This is a genomic window from Streptomyces himastatinicus ATCC 53653, assembly GCF_000158915.1.
GTDB lineage: Bacteria > Actinomycetota > Actinomycetes > Streptomycetales > Streptomycetaceae > Streptomyces > Streptomyces himastatinicus.
Map to the genome: position 1 here is coordinate 104552 of NZ_GG657754.1, position 16887 is coordinate 121438.

The 16887-nt window shown below is 70.9% G+C and carries 15 protein-coding genes and 3 pseudogenes; 8 read left to right on the top strand and 10 right to left on the bottom strand.

Features of this window, described 5'->3' with window-relative positions; translation table 11 throughout:
* The first annotated feature begins 207 nt into the window (after positions 1–207).
* Positions 208–579, top strand: coding sequence for a hypothetical protein (locus tag SSOG_RS00475; protein ID WP_009712212.1), 372 nt, complete (start codon positions 208–210; stop codon positions 577–579).
* 6 nt (positions 580–585) lie between these two features.
* Here SSOG_RS00475 and SSOG_RS00480 read toward each other — a convergent pair whose 3' ends face one another.
* Positions 586–1587: a 2-hydroxyacid dehydrogenase gene (locus tag SSOG_RS00480; protein ID WP_009712213.1), complete on the bottom strand. Its 1002-nt coding sequence runs from the start codon at positions 1585–1587 to the stop codon at positions 586–588.
* A 130-nt stretch (positions 1588–1717) separates the two neighbouring features.
* On the opposite strand from SSOG_RS00480, the gene SSOG_RS00485 reads away from it, so the two are divergent.
* The 6 genes and pseudogenes from SSOG_RS00485 to SSOG_RS00505 all read left to right on the top strand — a co-directional run bounded on the left by SSOG_RS00485 (position 1718) and on the right by SSOG_RS00505 (position 8593).
* Positions 1718–2497, top strand: a complete 780-nt coding sequence (locus SSOG_RS00485; protein ID WP_050799710.1) for an IclR family transcriptional regulator — start codon at positions 1718–1720, stop codon at positions 2495–2497.
* A gap of 212 nt (positions 2498–2709) precedes the next feature.
* A pseudogene (locus tag SSOG_RS57780) lies at positions 2710–3450 on the top strand (MFS transporter); the annotation flags it as partial.
* Between the two features lie 109 nt (positions 3451–3559).
* Positions 3560–4018, top strand: a complete 459-nt coding sequence (locus tag SSOG_RS57785) for an MFS transporter (RefSeq protein ID WP_342634407.1) — start codon at positions 3560–3562, stop codon at positions 4016–4018.
* A gap of 31 nt (positions 4019–4049) precedes the next feature.
* Complete coding sequence (locus SSOG_RS00495; RefSeq protein WP_009712216.1) at positions 4050–6155, top strand: hydantoinase/oxoprolinase family protein; 2106 nt, start codon at positions 4050–4052, stop codon at positions 6153–6155.
* Complete coding sequence (locus SSOG_RS00500) at positions 6155–7804, top strand: hydantoinase B/oxoprolinase family protein (RefSeq protein WP_039936196.1); 1650 nt, start codon at positions 6155–6157, stop codon at positions 7802–7804. Before SSOG_RS00495 ends, SSOG_RS00500 begins: the two co-directional genes overlap by 1 nt.
* Before the next feature lie 192 nt (positions 7805–7996).
* Positions 7997–8593: a TetR/AcrR family transcriptional regulator gene (locus tag SSOG_RS00505; RefSeq protein ID WP_039936198.1), complete on the top strand. Its 597-nt coding sequence runs from the start codon at positions 7997–7999 to the stop codon at positions 8591–8593.
* On the opposite strand, the pseudogene SSOG_RS55340 reads toward SSOG_RS00505, so the two are convergent.
* From SSOG_RS55340 to SSOG_RS00540, 7 genes and pseudogenes are all read right to left on the bottom strand, one after another.
* A pseudogene (locus SSOG_RS55340) lies at positions 8544–8756 on the bottom strand (endonuclease/exonuclease/phosphatase family protein); the annotation flags it as partial. The gene SSOG_RS00505 and the pseudogene SSOG_RS55340 sit on opposite strands and share 50 nt — an antisense overlap.
* A gap of 42 nt (positions 8757–8798) precedes the next feature.
* Complete coding sequence (locus SSOG_RS00515) at positions 8799–10181, bottom strand: L-serine ammonia-lyase (RefSeq protein ID WP_009712219.1); 1383 nt, start codon at positions 10179–10181, stop codon at positions 8799–8801.
* A gap of 75 nt (positions 10182–10256) precedes the next feature.
* The gene (locus SSOG_RS00520; RefSeq protein ID WP_009712220.1) at positions 10257–11444 is read right to left on the bottom strand and encodes an NAD(P)/FAD-dependent oxidoreductase; all 1188 of its coding nucleotides are present in this window, start codon (positions 11442–11444) and stop codon (positions 10257–10259) included.
* Positions 11445–11485: 41 nt separating this feature from the next.
* Complete coding sequence (gene solA, locus SSOG_RS00525) at positions 11486–12640, bottom strand: N-methyl-L-tryptophan oxidase (RefSeq protein ID WP_009712221.1); 1155 nt, start codon at positions 12638–12640, stop codon at positions 11486–11488.
* Positions 12641–12740: 100 nt separating this feature from the next.
* Positions 12741–13370 carry an MBL fold metallo-hydrolase gene (locus tag SSOG_RS00530; RefSeq protein WP_009712222.1) on the bottom strand — a complete coding sequence of 210 codons (630 nt, stop codon included), beginning with the start codon at positions 13368–13370 and terminating at the stop codon, positions 12741–12743.
* A complete protein-coding gene (locus SSOG_RS00535; RefSeq protein WP_009712223.1) occupies positions 13367–14452 on the bottom strand; it encodes an S-(hydroxymethyl)mycothiol dehydrogenase in 1086 nt (361 codons plus the stop codon). Before SSOG_RS00535 ends, SSOG_RS00530 begins: the two co-directional genes overlap by 4 nt.
* 285 nt (positions 14453–14737) lie before the next feature.
* The gene (locus tag SSOG_RS00540) at positions 14738–14992 is read right to left on the bottom strand and encodes a hypothetical protein (protein WP_009712224.1); all 255 of its coding nucleotides are present in this window, start codon (positions 14990–14992) and stop codon (positions 14738–14740) included.
* An 85-nt stretch (positions 14993–15077) separates the two neighbouring features.
* Between SSOG_RS00540 and SSOG_RS47955 the strand changes: the two are divergent.
* Positions 15078–16060: pseudogene (locus tag SSOG_RS47955) on the top strand (IS5 family transposase).
* A gap of 98 nt (positions 16061–16158) precedes the next feature.
* On the opposite strand, the gene SSOG_RS52035 reads toward SSOG_RS47955, so the two are convergent.
* Together SSOG_RS52035 and SSOG_RS55345 are read right to left on the bottom strand one after the other, a co-directional pair.
* Positions 16159–16539: a hypothetical protein gene (locus SSOG_RS52035; RefSeq protein ID WP_009712225.1), complete on the bottom strand. Its 381-nt coding sequence runs from the start codon at positions 16537–16539 to the stop codon at positions 16159–16161.
* 79 nt (positions 16540–16618) lie between these two features.
* Positions 16619–16887, bottom strand: a 269-nt coding sequence (locus SSOG_RS55345; RefSeq protein ID WP_245606180.1) for a hypothetical protein, incomplete at its 5' end; no start/stop codon positions are given.

Genomic DNA, 16887 nt, shown 5'->3' on the forward strand with positions numbered 1-16887 from the left:
GAGACGGGAGGTCGCCCCCCGCTTCGGATACCACGCTCCCCCTCCCCCCGCCGACCGCCGCGCGGCGCGAGGCGGGCGGGCACGTCGCGGGACGCCGACCTGACGTCCCGGCAGCGCCGGGCCGCGTACGGGAGGGACGGCACGGGAGGGTGCTGGAGGGCGGCGCACGCGCGACTGCTGCGCGGCGCGCCGACGTCCGATCACTCCTTGTTCAACCGGCTGGTCACGCGCGACTTCGAGCGGTCCCGGCGCGACGCGGCCGTCCGTCGGGGCGTGCGCGCGTGGAGCGCCTGCCTGCGCGCGGAGGGCCTCCGTCACACCGATCCCCTGAGCGTCGCCGACAAGCCGGTCTGGGCGAGGTCGTCCCGCCCGTCGCCCGAGGAGATCCGTACCGCGGTCGCCGACGTACGGTGCAAGGGCAGGACCCGGCTCGCCGAGATCTGGCGCACCGCCGAGGCACGTCTCCAGACGGAGACCATCCGCACCCACGCCCGGAGTTTCCGCGCGCTGAAGGCCGCCAAACAGCACTGGCTTCGCGCGGCCGACCGGGTTCTCGCCCGACGGGACGCCGACCGGTGACCGTGGTCAGGTACGGGCCGGGGCGCCGGGCAGGCCCGCGCTGCCGGGCAGCGGCGTGGTGGCCGGGCGGCCCTCGAGCACCTCGAGGATGTTGTCGACGGCGAGGTCGACCATGGCGGCGCGGGTGGCCTCGGTGGCGGAGCCGATGTGCGGAAGCGTCGCCACACGCGGCTCACCGACCAGGGGTGACAGGTCGGTGCCCATGGGTTCGCGCTCGTAGACGTCCAGGCCCGCCGAGTGGATGCCTCCCTCACGCACGGCGTGGAGCAGGGCGTTCTCGTCGATGACGCCGCCGCGGGAGGTGCTGACCAGGGTGGCGGTGGACTTCATGGCGGCCAGTTCGGCGGCGCCGATGAGGTGGCGGGTCCCCGGGGTCAGCGGGACGTGCAGCGAGACCACGTCGGCCTCGGCGAGCAGGGTGGGCAGGTCCACGGCCTTGGACGGCGGGTCCTGGGTGTCGTCGGGCGCGAAGGGGTCGTGGTGGAGTACGCGCATGCCGAAGCCCTGGGCGCGGCGCGCCACCGCGCGTCCGATCTGGCCGAAGCCGACCAGGCCGAGGGTCGCGCCGTGGATGTCCAGGCCCAGGTAGTCGTCCATCCGGAACAGGTCCCACCGCCCGGCGGCGAGCGAGTCACGGGCGGCGCCGAGGCGGCGGCGGGCCATGAGGATGAGGCTGAAGGTGAGGTCGGCGGTGGTCTCGGCGAGGACGCCGGGGGTGTGGGTGACCACGACTCCGCGCTCGGCGGCGGCCTCCCGGTCCACGCCGTCGAATCCCATGCTGGCCAGCCCGACGACCTTCAGCGAGGGTCCGGCGGCGTCGAGCAGGGCGGCGTCCACCCGGTCGTTGCCCAGGCAGAGGATGCCGCTGGCGCCGGCGGCGAGGGCGTGCAGCTCGGCCGGTTCCGGCTTGCCGTCGCCGTCCCAGCGCACCAGTTCCGACTGGGCCGCCAGCCGGTCCAGGCCCCCGCCGGGCAGGTCGGGCCGGGTGGTGAGCACTCGCTGGGTCATACGCCACTCCTCGGGTTTTTCCACTGAATGGAAAAGCTATCTGCTCAACGGAAAGCATCGTCAGGACCGCGACGGGTCGATGTCAACCGCTGAATGAAAATCGATTCCGCAGAGTGGTAATTTGCACAGCGTGAGCACCAGCGATGTCCCAGCCGATGTCCCGCCCGATGTCCTCGGCCGGGCGATCCGGCTGCTCGTCCTGGTCGGCGAGCACCCGCACGGCATCACGCTGTCGGCACTGGCCCGTGAGAGCGGCGTCCCCGTCAGCACCTCGCACCGGCTGGTCAACTCCCTCTGCCGGGAGGGCCTGGTGGAGTTCGAGGCTGCCGGAAAGCGCTACAAGCCGGGGCTGCGGCTGTTCCAGCTCGGCCAGCAGGCGGGCCAGGTGTACGGATTCGCGGGCACCGCCCTCCCCGTGATGCAGCGCGTGACGCGGCAGACCGAGGAAGCCACCCTGATGTCCGTCCTCGACGGCACGCGCCACCTGTACGTGCACTACGTGGACGGCCCCCAGCCGGTCGGCGTGCGCAGCGATCCCGGCCGCCACGGTCCGCTGCACTGCACCTCGATGGGCAAGGTCCTCATGGCCTTCGCGCCCGACGACGTGCGCACCGACCTCCTGGAGCGCGTCGACCTCACCCCGCACGGGCCGAACAGCATCACCGACCGCGACGTCCTGCGCGCGACCGTCGCCCGCGCCGCCGAGCGTGGCTACGCCACGGCCGACGAGGAACACCACCGCGGCCTGCGCGCCGTCGCCGTCCCGGTCCTGCGGCCCGACGGAAGCGTCTTCGCCGCCCTGTCCACCGCGGCGCCCGCCTTCCGCCGCGACATGGACGATCTGATCGCCCTGGTGCCGCTGCTTCAGTCGGCGGCCTCCGAGCTGGGCGTCCGGCTGCCCGCGCGCTGATTTCGGCTACACACGGTGCACCAGCGGTAGCTCATACGCGCCCGAATTGAGCCGACATATTCGTGGATACTGGGGTCACCTCACACACTCCCCGCGCCCCGCGGTGACACACCCCGAGGGGTTGACGTTCCCTGAGGTGATGGCGAAACTCTTCTCATCTGAGAACATATTCTCGCTCCGGTCGGGATGTTCAAGAACAATCGGAGAAAGACTTGGCCACTACCACCGCCGCACCATCGAGGGTCGAACGGACCACCGTCAGGCGCGCCACCGCCGCCGGTGCCATCGGCTCGTTCGTCGAGTGGTACGACTACGGCATCTACGGCCTCCTCGCCGGGTCCGTCTCCGTCGTGTTCTTTCCCGGGGACGCCGATTCCGCGCTGCTGCTGACCTACGCGGGATTCGCCGTCAGCTTCGCCATCCGCCCGTTCGGGGCGGCGATATGCGGTCACTTGGGCGACCGGATGGGCCGCAAGCGGCTGCTCGCCGTGCTCATTCTGCTGATCTCCGGGGCGACCGCCGCCATCGGTGTCCTGCCGACGTACGCGGCCATCGGCTGGGCGGCGCCCGCCCTGCTGATTCTGCTGCGCATGCTCCAGGGGTTCTCGGCGGGCGGAGAGGTCGCCGGGGCCATGTCCTTCGTCGCGGAACACGCCGAGGACAAACGGCGCGGGTACACGACGAGCTGGCTGCCGGTCGGCTCCTTCGTGGCGCTGCTCGTGGGCTCGCTCATCTCCCGGCTCCTCATCGACACCGTGGGCCAGGACGCCATGAACAGCTGGGCCTGGCGGGTGCCGTTCCTGATCGCCGTTCCGCTGGGAGCCGTCGGCTTCTACATCCGCGCGAAGCTGGAGGACACCCCCAGATTCCAGGCGATCATCGAATCGCGGAACGTGGCGCGCAATCCCCTCAAGGAGGCCCTGACCTCCCGGGAACACCTCAAGGCCATCGGTCTGGCCATCGCGCTCCCGGCGCTCAACGGGCCGGGCTACTACATCGTCTTCGTCTACATGCAACACGAATCTGGCGCGGGAGCTGAAGTTCACCCCGTCCAACGCGCTCCTGGTCACCGCGGCGGGACTGCTCGCCATCAGCGTCACCATCCCCCTCATGGCGCGGCTGTCCGACCGGTTCGGCCGCAAGCCGCTGCTGGCGGGCTCGTCGCTGGCCATGGCGATCCTCGGCTACCCGTGTTTCCAGCTCATCTCGCACGGCAGCGTGGCGGCGGCTTCTCTGGGCGCCGTCCTGCTGGCGGTGGCCTTCGCCGGGCACGCGGGCGTCATCCAGGTCGCCCTGACCGCGCTGTTCCCGACCCGGGTGCGGTACAGCGCCTACAGCATCGGCTTCAGCATCACCACGGCCCTCTTCGGCGGCGCCGCTCCCCTGCTCATGACGTATCTGATCGACCGGACCGGCGACACAAGCGTGCCCAGCTACGCCGTCGTCCTCACGGCGCTCATCACCTTCGTCACCACCCTGGCGCTCAAGGAGACGTCGGGAAGGCCGCTGCGCGACAGCTGATCCCCCCCTGTCCTCACAGTTTGGAACCCCGATGACGGAGAAAGCCGAAGTGCGTGACACGTTCCGCTGGCGGGTGGGGTTCGACATCGGGGGCACCTTCACCGACCTGGTCCTCCTGGACGACGCCACCGGCGGCACGTACCGGCACAAGACCCTCACCACCCCGGACGATCCCTCCGAAGGCGCCTACGACGGGCTGGTCAGCCTCCTCGAACTCGCCGGTCTCCAGGCCGAGGACCTCACCTCGCTGATCCACGGCACCACCCTCGCCATCAACTCCCTCCTGGAGCGCAAGGGCGCCAGGACCGCGTTCGTCGCCACCAAGGGGTTCCGTGACGTCCTGGTCCTCGGCCGCGAGTACCGCTACGACATCTACGACCTGGACGGCTCCCCCGCCCCGCCGCTCCTCCCCCGGTCCCAGGCGTTCGAACTGGACGAGCGGGTCACCGCGGCCGGGGAGGTCGTCCGCCCGTTGCGCGAGGAGGAGGTCGTGGAGCTGGCGCGCCGGCTGCGCGAGGAGGCGTACGAGGCGGTCGCCGTGTTGTTCCTGCACAGCTACGCCTGGCCCGGGCACGAGCGGGAGGCCGCCCGCATCCTCGCCCGCGAGCTGCCCGGGGTCAGCGTCTCCGTCTCGCACCATGTCTCCCGGGAGATCCGCGAGTACGACCGGGGCGTGCTGACCGCGATGAACGCGTTCATCCAGCCCAGGGCCAAGCGGTACATGGCCCGGCTCGATACGAAGCTGCGCGGCGGCGGATTCACCGGGGACTGGCTGGTGATGGGGTCGCACGGCGGCCTGATGGCGCCGTCGGTGGCGGGCGAGTTCCCGACCCGCATCATCGAGTCGGGGCCCGCGGCCGGTGTCGTCGCCACCGCCGACTTCGCCAAGAAGGGCGGACACCAGGAGGTGCTCGCCTTCGACATGGGCGGCACCACCGCCAAGGCGTGTCTGGTGCGCGGCGGCGAGCCCTCCATCACCACCGACTACGAGGTGGGCCGCGCCGACCGGCTGCTCAAGGGCAGCGGGCTACCGGTGAAGCTCCCCGTGGTCGACATGATCGAGATCGGGGCGGGTGGCGGTAGCATCGCCCGGGTCGACGCGCTCGGGCTGCTGGAGATCGGCCCCGAGAGCGCGGGGGCCGACCCGGGTCCCGCCTGCTACGCCAAGGGCGGCACCGAGCCGACCGTCACCGACGCCAATGTCGTCCTCGGGCTGCTCGACCCCGGTTCCTTCCTGGGCGGCCGGATGACCCTGGACGTGGAGGCGGCGCGCACCGCGCTCGCACGGGTCGCCGAACCGCTGGGGCTGAGCATCGAGGAGGCCGCCTGGGGCATCCACGAGGTCGCCAACAACAAGATGGCCGAGGCGCTGCGCACCCATGCGGTCGAGAAGGGCGTCAATCCGGCGAACCTCACGATGCTGGCGTTCGGCGGCGCCGGCCCCAGCCACGCGTACTCGCTCGGCAAGCTGCTCGGTGTGCGGGAGGTGTACTTCCCGGCCGGGGCCGGTGTCTACTCGGCGTTCGGGCTGCTGACCGCGCCGCCGACCTCGGACTTCGTCCGCGCCGACCGCCGCCGGCTGGACGAGGACATCGACCTGGACGCGGTCCGGGCGGCGTTCGAGGACGGATTCGCCGAGGCGCTCACCGTCCTCGATGCCACCGGTGCCGACCGGGGCGCCGTGCGGCGCGAGCATCTGGCCGATGTGCGCTACGTCGGCCAGGGCTCCGAACTCACCGTCCGCGTACCCGACTCGTTCCTCTCCGGCGGTGACATCGCCGCGCTCGTGGGCGAGTTCGAGGAGGCGCACCGGCGCCGGTTCGGGCGCATCCTGCCCGGGGTGGCCGCCGAGGTGGTGAACTGGCGCGGCCGCGCCCGTACCGAGGCACCGGCGGTGGCCTCCCCGGAGCGGGCCGCGGACGCGGAGGTCGCCGTTGGCCACCGCACCATCCCGGTCTATCTGGGCCGGGTGCCGGGTCGCCGCGACGCACCGATCGTGCACCGCGCCGCCCTTCCCGTCGGCCGGAAGATCGACGGTCCCGCGATCGTCCAGGAGGACGAGTGCGCCATCTACGTCGGTCCCGACGCGACCGCGGTCCTCGACACACACGGCACCATCCTGATGGAGGTCGCCTGATGGCTGCCCAGGTCAACCTGGACGATCCGATCACCCTGCGCATCACCTGGGACCGTCTCGTCTCCATCTCCGAGGAAGCGGCGACCACGCTGGTGAACATGGCGTTCTCCAGCATCGTGCGCGAAGTCGGCGACTACTCGTGTCTGCTCATGGACGCCGAGGGCAACTCGCTGGCCCAGCCCAGGACCAGCATCCCCGTCTTCATCGGCACCCTGCCCGCGACCGTCCGCCACTTCCTGAAGAAGTTCCCGGCCGAGACGCTGCGGCCCGGTGACAGCCTCATCACCAACGACCCATGGCTCGGCACCGGCCAGCTCAACGACGTCACGATCGCGACCCCGGTCTTCATCGACGGTGAACTCGTCGCGTTCTCCGGCTCGATCGCCCACATGTCCGACATCGGCGGCACCCTCAACATGGGCTCGGCGCGCGAGGTCTACGAGGAGGGCTTCCACATCCCGCCGAGCAAGCTGATCGACGGCGGGCGGCCCAACGAACAGCTGCTGGAACTCTTCCTCTCCAACGTCCGCGCCCCCGACCAGGTCCAGGGCGACCTCCAGGCCATGCTCGCCGCCAACCATGTGGGCGCGGAGGGTCTGCTGGCGCTCATGGGCGACCTCGGTCTTCACCGGGTCGACGAGCTGGCCGCCACCATCCATCAGCTCACCGAGAACGCGATGCGCCGGGCCATCGCCGACGTACCGGACGGGCGCTACGAGGCGTCCGTCGACATCGGAGACTTCGAGGGCGACATCCACGTGCAGGTGGCCATCGAGGTGTCCGGCACCGACATCACCGTGGACTTCGCGGGCTCCTCCCCCGAATCGGCGTACGGCACCAACTGCCCGCTGTGCTACACGTACGCGTACACCGTCTATCCGCTCAAGTGTCTGCTGGAGCCCAACCTCCCCAATAACGAGGGCTGCTTCAAGCCGATCACCGTCACCGCGCCCGAGGGCTCCATCGCCAACGCCCAGCGCCCGCGGGCGTGCGAGATGCGCAACCGGATCGGCCATATGGCGCACGCCGCGATCTTCACCGCGCTGGCGGACGTCCTGCCCGACCGGGTCATGGGCCACTCCGGCAGCGCCCCGGTCACCGTGGACGTGCTGTCGGGCACCCGCGCCGACGGCAGCCGGTTCGTGGAGAACCTCTGCGTCAACGGCGGCACCGGAGCCCGTCCGCACGGCGACGGGGTGATCGCCGCCTTCCCGGGCAACATGTCCGCGACCCCGATCGAACTGCTGGAATCGTCCGCGCCCGTGCTGTTCGAGGCGAAGGAGATCATCCCGGACTCGGCCGGTGCCGGGCGGTACCGGGGCGGGCCCGGTCAGCGCATGGTCATCCGCAACATCGGCGACCGGCCCGTCACCCACTCCATGTTCTACTCGCGCATGCGCCATGTGGCCGACGGTGTCCTCGGTGGCGAGCCCGGCACGCCCAACCGTGTGCTGGTCAACGGCGAGCCGCATCCGCAGCCGGTGGGGCGGCACGATCTCACCCCGGGCGATGTGATCGACATCGAACTGCCCAGCGGCGGCGGCAAGTTCCCGGCCGCCGAGCGCGACCGGGAGGCCATCCTCGCCGACCTCGCCGAGGGCATCCTGACCCCCGAGGGTGCCCGGCGCGCCTACGGCTGGGAGGGCTGATGGGGCTCCTCAACGGCAGGGGTGGCCTTGACCGCCGGGAAGATGAAGATTTCTTCTCATATGAGATCCTACGATCAGAGGCGGGGGTACGCTGCCAGCCCGGAATCCATCACCGAGGGGGTCCGCCGACCGGCTCGCGGCCTCTCGGCCCTCCGCTGAACGGTGGTTCATATGCAACAGGAGCGTCGGCCGATGCGCAGTGACACCGAGCGCAACCGCAGGCAGCTCATCAAGGCCGCCGCGCGGCTGTTCGAGAGCTCGCCGACCCAGGTCAGCCTGGCCGATATCGCCAAGCAGGCCGAGGTGTCCACCGCGACGGCGTACCGGCACTTCTCCTCGATCCAGGAGATCCTGCACGCCTTCCGGTCACAGGTGGGTTCCGAGCTGTGCGAGTTCAGCGCGCGGCAGACCACCACCGGCATGGTCAAGCTGGAGGCGGTGTCCCGCTACTGGGTCTCGCTCGTCCTGGAGCACGGCGGGGCGATGGCGCAGATGCGCTCCCACCGCGGCTACCTCGAACGGCTGCGCGAGGGCACCGGCTACCTCGCCCCCCAGGCCGAGGCGCTCGCCGAGCCACTGCGGCAGACCACCGAGGAACTCGGGCTGGGCGACCTGGGGGACGAGGCCATCTACCTGTGGAACGCCCTGTTCGACCCCCGCGACATCCTCGACCTCATCAAGAGCGGACGAACGGAGGACGAGGCCGCCACCCGCTTGGTCGCGGCACTCCGCGGCGCCCTCATCGGCTGGTCCACGGCGACGGACGAGGCGGACGGGCGCCCCGGCTGAGCACCTTCAGGTCTGCGAGAACCGCGGCGTGGTCGGAGGGCCAGACGCCGTCGACCGGCCGGCCGCCGAACCGCCGTACCTCGTCGGAGTCCGGCCATGCGTTGAAGTCGCCGGTGACCACGGGCGGGAAGCCGCGCCAGACGGCCGTCATCGTCGCCCTGGCGGGAAGGCAGCAGCCACCACAGGTTCCACGTCAGCACGCGCATCAGCACTCGATGACGTTGACCGCGAGCCCGCCCCGCGCCGTCTCCTTGTACTTGACCTTCATGTCGGCGCCGGTGTCCTTCATGGTCTTGATGACCTTGTCGAGGGAGACATGGTGGCGGCCGTCGCCGCGCAGCGCCATCCGCGCGGCGGTCACGGCCTTGACCGCGGCCATGCCGTTGCGCTCGATGCAGGGGATCTGCACCAGCCCGCCGACGGGGTCGCAGGTCAGGCCGAGGTTGTGTTCCATGCCGATCTCGGCGGCGTTCTCGACCTGCTCCGGACTGCCGCCCAGCACCTCCGCGAGGCCCCCGGCGGCCATGGAGCAGGCGGAGCCGACCTCGCCCTGGCAGCCGACCTCGGCGCCGGAGATGGAGGCGTTCTCCTTGAAGAGCATGCCGATGGCACCGGCCGCGAGGAGGAAGCGGATGACGCCTTCCTCGTCGGCGCCGGGGACGAAGCGGGTGTAGTAGTGCAGGACGGCCGGGATGATCCCGGCGGCGCCGTTCGTCGGGGCGGTGACGACACGGCCACCGGCCGCGTTCTCCTCGTTCACCGCCATCGCGTAGAGGGTCACCCACTCCATCGCACGCGCGGCCGCGTCGCCCTCGGAACGCAGGGCGCGGGCGGCGTTGGCGGCACGGCGGCGCACCTTCAGCCCGCCCGGCAGGATGCCCTCCTGGCCCAGGCCACGGGAGACACAGTCCTCCATGACCTGCCAGATCTCCAGCAGACCCGCACGGATCTCCTCCTCGGTACGCCACGCCTTCTCGTTCTCCAGCATCAACGCGGTGATCGACAGGCCCGTTTCGCGCGTCAGGCGCAGCAGTTCGTCGCCGGTGCGGAACGGGTGGGCCAGCGGGGTGTCGTCCGGCTTGATGCGGTCTTCGCCGACGGCGTCCTCGTCGACCACGAAGCCGCCGCCGACCGAGTAGTAGGTCTTCTCCAGCAGCGGATGGCCGGACTCGTCGTACGCGAAGAGGGTCATGCCGTTGGCGTGGTACGGCAGCGAGCGGCGGCGGTGCAGGATCAGCTGGGTCGCGGCGTCGAAGTCGATCTCGTGGGCCGGGCCGATGTCGGCGCCGAGGAAGCGGAGGCGCCCGGTGGCGCGGATCCGTTCGACGTCCGGCTCGGCCCGGGCGACGTCGACGGTGTGCGGCTCGTTGCCTTCCAGGCCGAGCAGGACGGCCTTGGGGGTGCCGTGGCCGTGGCCGGTGGCGCCCAGGGAGCCGAACAGCTCCGCCCGCACCGCGGCGGTCTGGGCGAGCAGGCCGTCCTGCTTCAGCCGGGTGGCGAACATGCGGGAGGCCCGCATCGGGCCGACGGTGTGCGAGCTGGACGGCCCGATGCCGATCGAGAACAGGTCGAAGACGCTGATTGCCACGCCATACTCCGTGGGGCGGGAACACAGGCGCGTTCCCGCGGGGGTTGTCGGTTACGGGTCCGGTTGGAGTGAATGTCAGGGCACCGACGCGGTGGCCACCGCGGGAGCGGTGAGGGTGCGGCGGAGCCGGTTGAACAGCTTCGGCTGGTTCATGGAGAGCACGGCGACGGCGGCGCCCTCGTGGCGGTAGACGGCCGCGAAGGAGCGGCTGTCGACGTCGCCCTCGACCACCTCGGGCTCGGCGCCGGGGACGACGTGCCCGGCGAGCTGGATGCGCACCCGGTACTGGTCGGACCAGAAGTGCGGCGCGGTGCGCGGGGGCGGGGCCGATGTACCGGAGAGCAGCGTACGGGCGGCGGTCTTCGCCTGCTCGGTGGCGTTGCTCCAGTGCTCGATACGGGCGTGCCGTCCGGTGAACGGATGGGGGCAGCGGGCGACATCACCGACCGCGACCACGCCCGGGACACTGGTCGCGCAACCGGCGTCGCACACCACGCCGTCGTCCACGGTGACACCGGAACCGGCGAGCCAGTCGGTGGCGGGCCGCACCCCCACCCCGACCACGACGACGTCGGCGGGCAGCAGGCGCCCGTCCTCCAGCTGTACGCCGGTGACCCGGTCGTGGCCGGCGAAGCCCGCCACGCCGGTTCCGCACAGCAGGCGCACTCCGTGGTCGGTGTGGAGCGAGGAGCACACCAGCCCCATGTCGCGCCCCAGTTGGCGTTCCAGCGGGACGTCGAGCGCCTCGACCACGGTGACGTCGAGGCCGAGCCGGTGGGCGGTGGACGCCACCTCGGCACCGATGAATCCGGCGCCGATGACGACGACCTTGGGCAGGCCGTCCAGCAGCGCGGCGCGCAGCGCCTGGGCGTCGTCCAGGGTGCGCAGGGTGTGGACCCCGGCCATCCCGTCCGTGCCGGGGAGCGTCCGGGGGGTGGCGCCGGTCGCGACGACGATCCCGTCGGTGCGCACCTCGCGCCCTCCGGCGAGGGTGACGGACCGGGCCGCGGTGTCGAGCCGTACGGCGCGCTCGCCGAGCAGCCACTGCGCCTGGAGTTCGTCGTACTCCTCCGTGTCGCTGAGCATGAGCGCGTCGGCGCCGACGTCACCCTTGAGGAATTCCTTGGACAGCGGCGGGCGGTCGTACGGGTCGTGACGCTCCTCGCCGACGACGACGATGTCGCCGTCGAAGCCTTCCGTGCGCAGCGCGCGGACCGTGCTCAGGCCCGCCAGCGATGCTCCGACGACGGTGATGCTCCTCATGCGGGGGTACCTCCGGGTTGCGAGCTGCCTCGTATGCGCACCTAGATGTCAGGGCGCACGCGGCGGGGGTCGAAGAGCGCGATGGGGTGGTCGGTGGTGCCCTCGGTGGCGAGGTCGGCGAGGATCTCGCCGACGACGGGCACGAACTTGAATCCGTGGCCGGAGAACCCGTAGGCCACCGTCACCCTCGGGTGCTCGGGGTGCTGGGCGAGGACGAAGTGTTCGTCCGGGGTGTTGGCGTACATGCAGGCCGTGGCCTTGAGGAAGCGCGTGGGGAGCGTGGGGACGCGCAGGCGCAGATACTCGGCCATGGCGCCGATCTCCTCGGAGCGGACCCGGCGGTCGACGGTCTCGGGGTTGCTGGGGAGGCCCTTGTGGAAGAAGGCGACCTTGGCGCCGCCGTCGGGGCCGTCGAGGGCGGGGAAGCCGCAGATCTGTGTGCCGTCCGGGTCCTCCCAGATGTACACGGGGTGCCGGTCGGCGGTGAACGGGCCGGTTCCGCCGTGGGGCTGGAACCAGTACATGACCTGCCGTTCGACCGTCACGGTCACACCGAGGTCGGAGAGGAGGTTCGATGCCCAGGCGCCGGGGGCGATGACCAGCCGGTCGGCGGTGTAGATGCCGCGGTCGGTGACCACCCACGCCTTGCCGCCCGGCCCGTCGGCCTGCCATCCGAAGACGGTTTCCACGAAGTGCAGGTCGGCGCCGTGGACGCGGGCCAGGTCCAAGTGGGCGGTGACGGTGGCCTCCGGCCGTGCCACACCGGCCTTGCGCTCGTAGAAGGCGAGATCATCGGCGCCCGGTTTGAAGGTGGGGAAACGGCTGCGGATGTCGGCGGCCGTGAGCACCTCGTGGTCCAGGCCCCACTGCTGGGCGCTGCGCAGCGTACCGGCGAACGCCTGGCTGTCCTCGCGCCCGATCACCAGGCCGCCGGTCTGGGTGAACACCTCGTGGCCGGAGTCCATCGCCAGCTTCTCCCACAGTTCGTGGGCGCGGAGCAGCAGCGGCACATAGGCGGGGTCCTCGAAGTAGGCCTGCCGGTAGATACGGGATCCGCCGTGGCTGGAACCGAGGTTGTGGGCCGGGCCGAAGCGCTCCAGGCCGAGTACTCGCTGCCCGCGGGCGGCGAGGTGGTAGGCGGCTGCGCTTCCCATACCGCCCAGACCGACGACGATCACGTCGTACGAAGGGGCCATCCGTCCATCTCTCCTGGCTCGCCTGGAAATTCTGCCGATAACGCGTTGGTTCCGCGGGTGCCCATGGTTCTCCTCCAGATTCGGGTTCTCTGACGGCCCGTCAATGTCCCCGGGTCACCCAGTCGTCGAGGTGTGGCGCTTCGGCCCCGATCGAGGTGGTGCCGCCGTGGCCGGTGTGAACGGCGGTGGAGGCGGGGAGGGCGAACAGCCGGTCCCGGATGGAGGCGATGATGGTGCCGAAGTCGGAGTAGGAGCGGCCGGTGGCTCCGGGGCCGCCCTGGAAGAGGGTGTCGCCGGAGAACAGGGCTCCCAGCTCGGGCGCGTACAGGCAGACGGCGCCTGGCGCGTGCCCGGGGGTGTGCAGTACGTACAGCCCGGTACCGGCGACGCTCAGCAGCTCGCCGTCGGCCAGCTCCCGGTCCGGTTTCCGCTGGGGGTGTACGGACTTCCACAGCACCGTGTCCGCCGGGTGGAGCAGGATGGGCGCGCCGGTGCGGGCGGCGAGGGCGGGAGCGGCGTTGATGTGGTCGTTGTGGGCGTGGGTGCACACGATGCCGACCAGGTGGCGGTCGCCGACGGCGTCCGCGATGGCCGCCTCGTCGTGTGCGGCGTCGATGACCATGACCTCGCGTTCGTCACCGATCAGCCAGACGTTGTTGTCCACCTCCCAGCTGCCCCCGTCCAGCTCGAAGGTGCCGGAGGTGACCAGGTGCTCGATGCGCGCCGTCACAGGATCACCACCGAGCGCAGGACCTCGCCGCGGTGCATGGTGGCGAATGCCTCCTCGACGTCGTCCAGGGCGATCTCCTCGGTGACGAAGCGGCCGAGGTCGAATCGGCCCTGCTGGTAGAGGTCGACCAGGGTGGGGAAGTCCCGTGAGGGCAGACAGTCGCCGTACCAGGAGGACTTCAGGGCTCCGCCGCGGCCGAAGACGTCCAGCAGGGGCAGGTCGACGGTCATCTCCGGGGTGGGGACGCCGACCAGGACCGCGGTCCCGGCCAAGTCGCGGGCGTAGAACGCCTGCCGGTAGGTCTCGGGGCGGCCCACCGCGTCCACGACGACGTCGGCGCCGAAGCCGCCGGTGATGGCGCGGATGGCCTCGACGGCGTCGGTACGGGAGGAGTCGACGGTGTCGGTGGCGCCGAACTCCTCGGCCCACTTCAGCTTCCGCTGGTCGACGTCGACGGCGATGATGCGGCCGGCACCGGCCAGTTTGGCGCCCGCGATGGCGGCCATGCCCACGCCGCCGCAGCCGATCACCGCGATCGAGTCACCGCGGCCGACGCCGCCGGTGTTGACCGCGGCGCCGAACCCGGCCATCACACCGCAGCCGAGCAGCCCGGCCGCGGCGGCAGAGGCGGTCGGGTCCACCTTGGTGCACTGCCCGGCGGCGACCAGGGTCTTCTCGGCGAAGGCGCCGATGCCCAGGGCCGGGGACAGCGGGGTGCCGTCGGCCAGCTTCATCGGCTGGGTGGCGTTGTGGGTGTCGAAGCAGTACCACGGTTTGCCCTTGCGGCAGGCCCGGCACTGGCCGCAGACCGCACGCCAGTTGAGCACGACGAAATCGCCGGGCGCCACGGCGGTGACGCCCTCGCCGACCGCCTCGACCAGGCCCGCGGCCTCATGGCCGAGCAGGAAGGGGAACTCGTCGTTGATCCCGCCCTGCTGGTAGTGCAGGTCGGTGTGGCAGACACCGCACGCCTGCACCTTCACCAGCGCCTCACCCGGGCCGGGGTCCGGCACCAGGACGGTCTCCACCGAGACCGGAGCGCCCTTCTGCCGGGCGACGACGGCGCGTACCTCGTGTGTCACTGTCGCTCTCCTCGTTACGGGGCGGCCGAATGCGCGGTTCCGGCCGGTTGTTTCGGATGGCGGGGGCGCCGCGTCGCTCCGCCGGAGCGATCGGCGAGGGAGGGGAATGAACTCCGCTGTCCGCGGGGAGCACGAACGGCGGACGGTGCATTGAACGATGTGCCGACCGGCCCCGGACCGATGTGCCGGGAGCGCGGGAGGGCCGAGACCGAGCCGTCGCGATTTGTTGCGCATGGCGCGTACCGCTTCATTATGAGCAACAATCTGTCTTCCGGGCGACCGCTGTCAAGGAGTTGGCCGGGCGAACTTTCCCTCCGGCGCGTCGGCCTCCGAGCCCTGCCGGGAACGGCCGGGAAGTGCGCTGGTCTCCGCCAGGGTGCGGCCCTTCGTCTCCTCGGCCCACACCACGGACACCAGCCACCCCACCAGGGTGATTCCGGCACCGATCAGCATGGTCGTGCCGATGCCCAGCCTGCTGAGGGAGATCGGCAGCAGATAGGTACCGGCGGCTGCGCCGATACGGCTGATGGAGGTGGCCACGCCACCCGCGGTGGCGCGGATGCTAGGGGCTGTCTTTAGTTGTGATCAAGATCGGCGGTACCTGCCGATCCGGTAGGACTGTGGTGTGACGCGTACGCAACTCACGGACGAAGAGTGGGAGTTCATCGGGCCATTCCTGCCGGTCGGCAGGTTCGGCCCGTACCCCGACCGGCTGCGGGATCAGTTCGAGGGGGTGATCTGGCGGTTCCGCACCGGCAGTCAGTGGCGGGAGATGCCCGAGCGGTTCGGCGCCTGGCAGACCGTCTACAACCGCTTCATGCGATGGCGGGACGCGGGTGTTTTCCAGGCCCTGCTGGAAGAGGCGATCGCCGAGGCCGTCCGCAGGGAGGAAATCGACATGTCGCTGGTCAGCGTGGATTCCACCACCACGCGGGCTCATCACGACGCGGCCGGCATGCGGGTCAGCGAAGAGACCCTGGCCGCGCTCGAAGAGGCGGCCTCGCAAAAGGGGGAGCGTCCGGGGAACAAGGCGGACAGGACGGCGAAATCGATCCGGTCCGCGCCGAACGCCGACGCATCCGCTTACGACGGCGGGCACGGCTGAAGGCCGCCCTGCTCGGGCGGTCCCGCGGCGGGCTGACCAGCAAAATTCACCTGGCCGCCGACCGGCGATGCCGGCCGATGGCGCTCCTTCTGACCGCCGGGCAGGCCGCCGACAGCCCCCAGTTCATCCCAGTCCTGAGCAAGGTGCGGGTCCGTCTACCCGTCGGCCGTCCCCGCACCCGGCCCGCCGCCGTGGCCGGCGACAAGGCCTACTCCTCCCGCGCCAACCGCGCCCACCTGCGCAAACGCCGTATCAAGGCGGTCATCCCGGAGAAGAAGGACCAGGCAGCCAACCGCAGGAAGAAAGGCAGCCGGGGCGGCAGGCCCGTCACCCACAACGCCGATCTCTACCGCGATCGCAACACGGTTGAGCGGGCCATCAACAGGCTGAAGGACTGGCGAGGCATCGCGACCCGCTACGACAAGACGTCCGAAAGCTACCTCGCCGGACTGCATCTCCGCGCAGCGACCATCTGGATCAGCAGCCTCCTGAAAGCCAATTGATCACAACCGCAGACAGCCCCTAGTAGGGAACAGCTCGTTGGGATAGGTCCACTCCAGCACCGTCGGGCCGCCCGAGAGGAGGGCATAGGTACAGCCGATCAGCGCCGAGCTGCTCGGCGGCCGATACCACGAGCAGCTCGTCGAGGGGAATGGTGCGCCCCAGGGCCCGTTGGATCGACTTCTGGGCGTCCGCGGTACGGCCCTTGTTCACCAGCCACAGCGGGGACTCGGGGGCCGAGCAGTCGGCCCCGGTGCCGGTTCGGCACCCATTCGGCCAGCAGGGACGTCGCGATCGGATAGTCGGCGCCGATGAGGCTCTCGTCCCCCGTGGTCAGCTGGAGCTCGTTGCTCATGCCGACCAGCGCGACGCCGATGATGCTGAGCAGGTAGCCGTCCAGGAACGGGCCGCCGGCGCAGGCCCAGGTGAGCTTTCGGTGGAATCCGCTCAGTGGCGCCTCGTCGATGGCGGGGGTGGACATCTGACCTCCCGGGATGGAGGACGGTGGAGTGCGTGGCCGCGGGGCGCTCGGGCAGCTCGGGGCCCGGAGGACGGGATGTTCATCGCGCGTCGGACAGCTGCGGGTGGAGAGGGTCCCGCCCGGGCGCGGCGGCGGCGGTGCGTTCGGCGGTCTCGACGACGTTGGCGAGCAGCATGGCCCGGGTCATGGGGCCGACGCCGCCCGGCATGGGGGCGACCCATCCGGCGACCTTGGCGACGTCCGGGTGGACGTCGCCGAGCAGGCCCTCTTCGGTCCGGGTGATGCCGACGTCGAGGACGGCGGCGCCGGGCCGGACCATGTCCGCGGTGACGATTCCGGGGGAACCGG

Excerpts from the sequence above, each read along its gene's own strand:
- solA (WP_009712221.1), bottom strand. The coding sequence starts at position 12,640 with ATGGCCCCTTCGTACGACGTGATCGTCGTCGGTCTGGGCGGTATGGGA.
- SSOG_RS00480 (WP_009712213.1), bottom strand. The coding sequence starts at position 1,587 with ATGACCCAGCGAGTGCTCACCACCCGGCCCGACCTGCCCGGCGGGGGC.
- SSOG_RS00505 (WP_039936198.1), top strand. The coding sequence starts at position 7,997 with ATGCGCAGTGACACCGAGCGCAACCGCAGGCAGCTCATCAAGGCCGCC.
- SSOG_RS00495 (WP_009712216.1), top strand. The coding sequence starts at position 4,050 with ATGACGGAGAAAGCCGAAGTGCGTGACACGTTCCGCTGGCGGGTGGGG.
- SSOG_RS00500 (WP_039936196.1), top strand. The coding sequence starts at position 6,155 with ATGGCTGCCCAGGTCAACCTGGACGATCCGATCACCCTGCGCATCACC.
- SSOG_RS00520 (WP_009712220.1), bottom strand. The coding sequence starts at position 11,444 with ATGAGGAGCATCACCGTCGTCGGAGCATCGCTGGCGGGCCTGAGCACG.
- SSOG_RS52035 (WP_009712225.1), bottom strand. The coding sequence starts at position 16,539 with ATGTCCACCCCCGCCATCGACGAGGCGCCACTGAGCGGATTCCACCGA.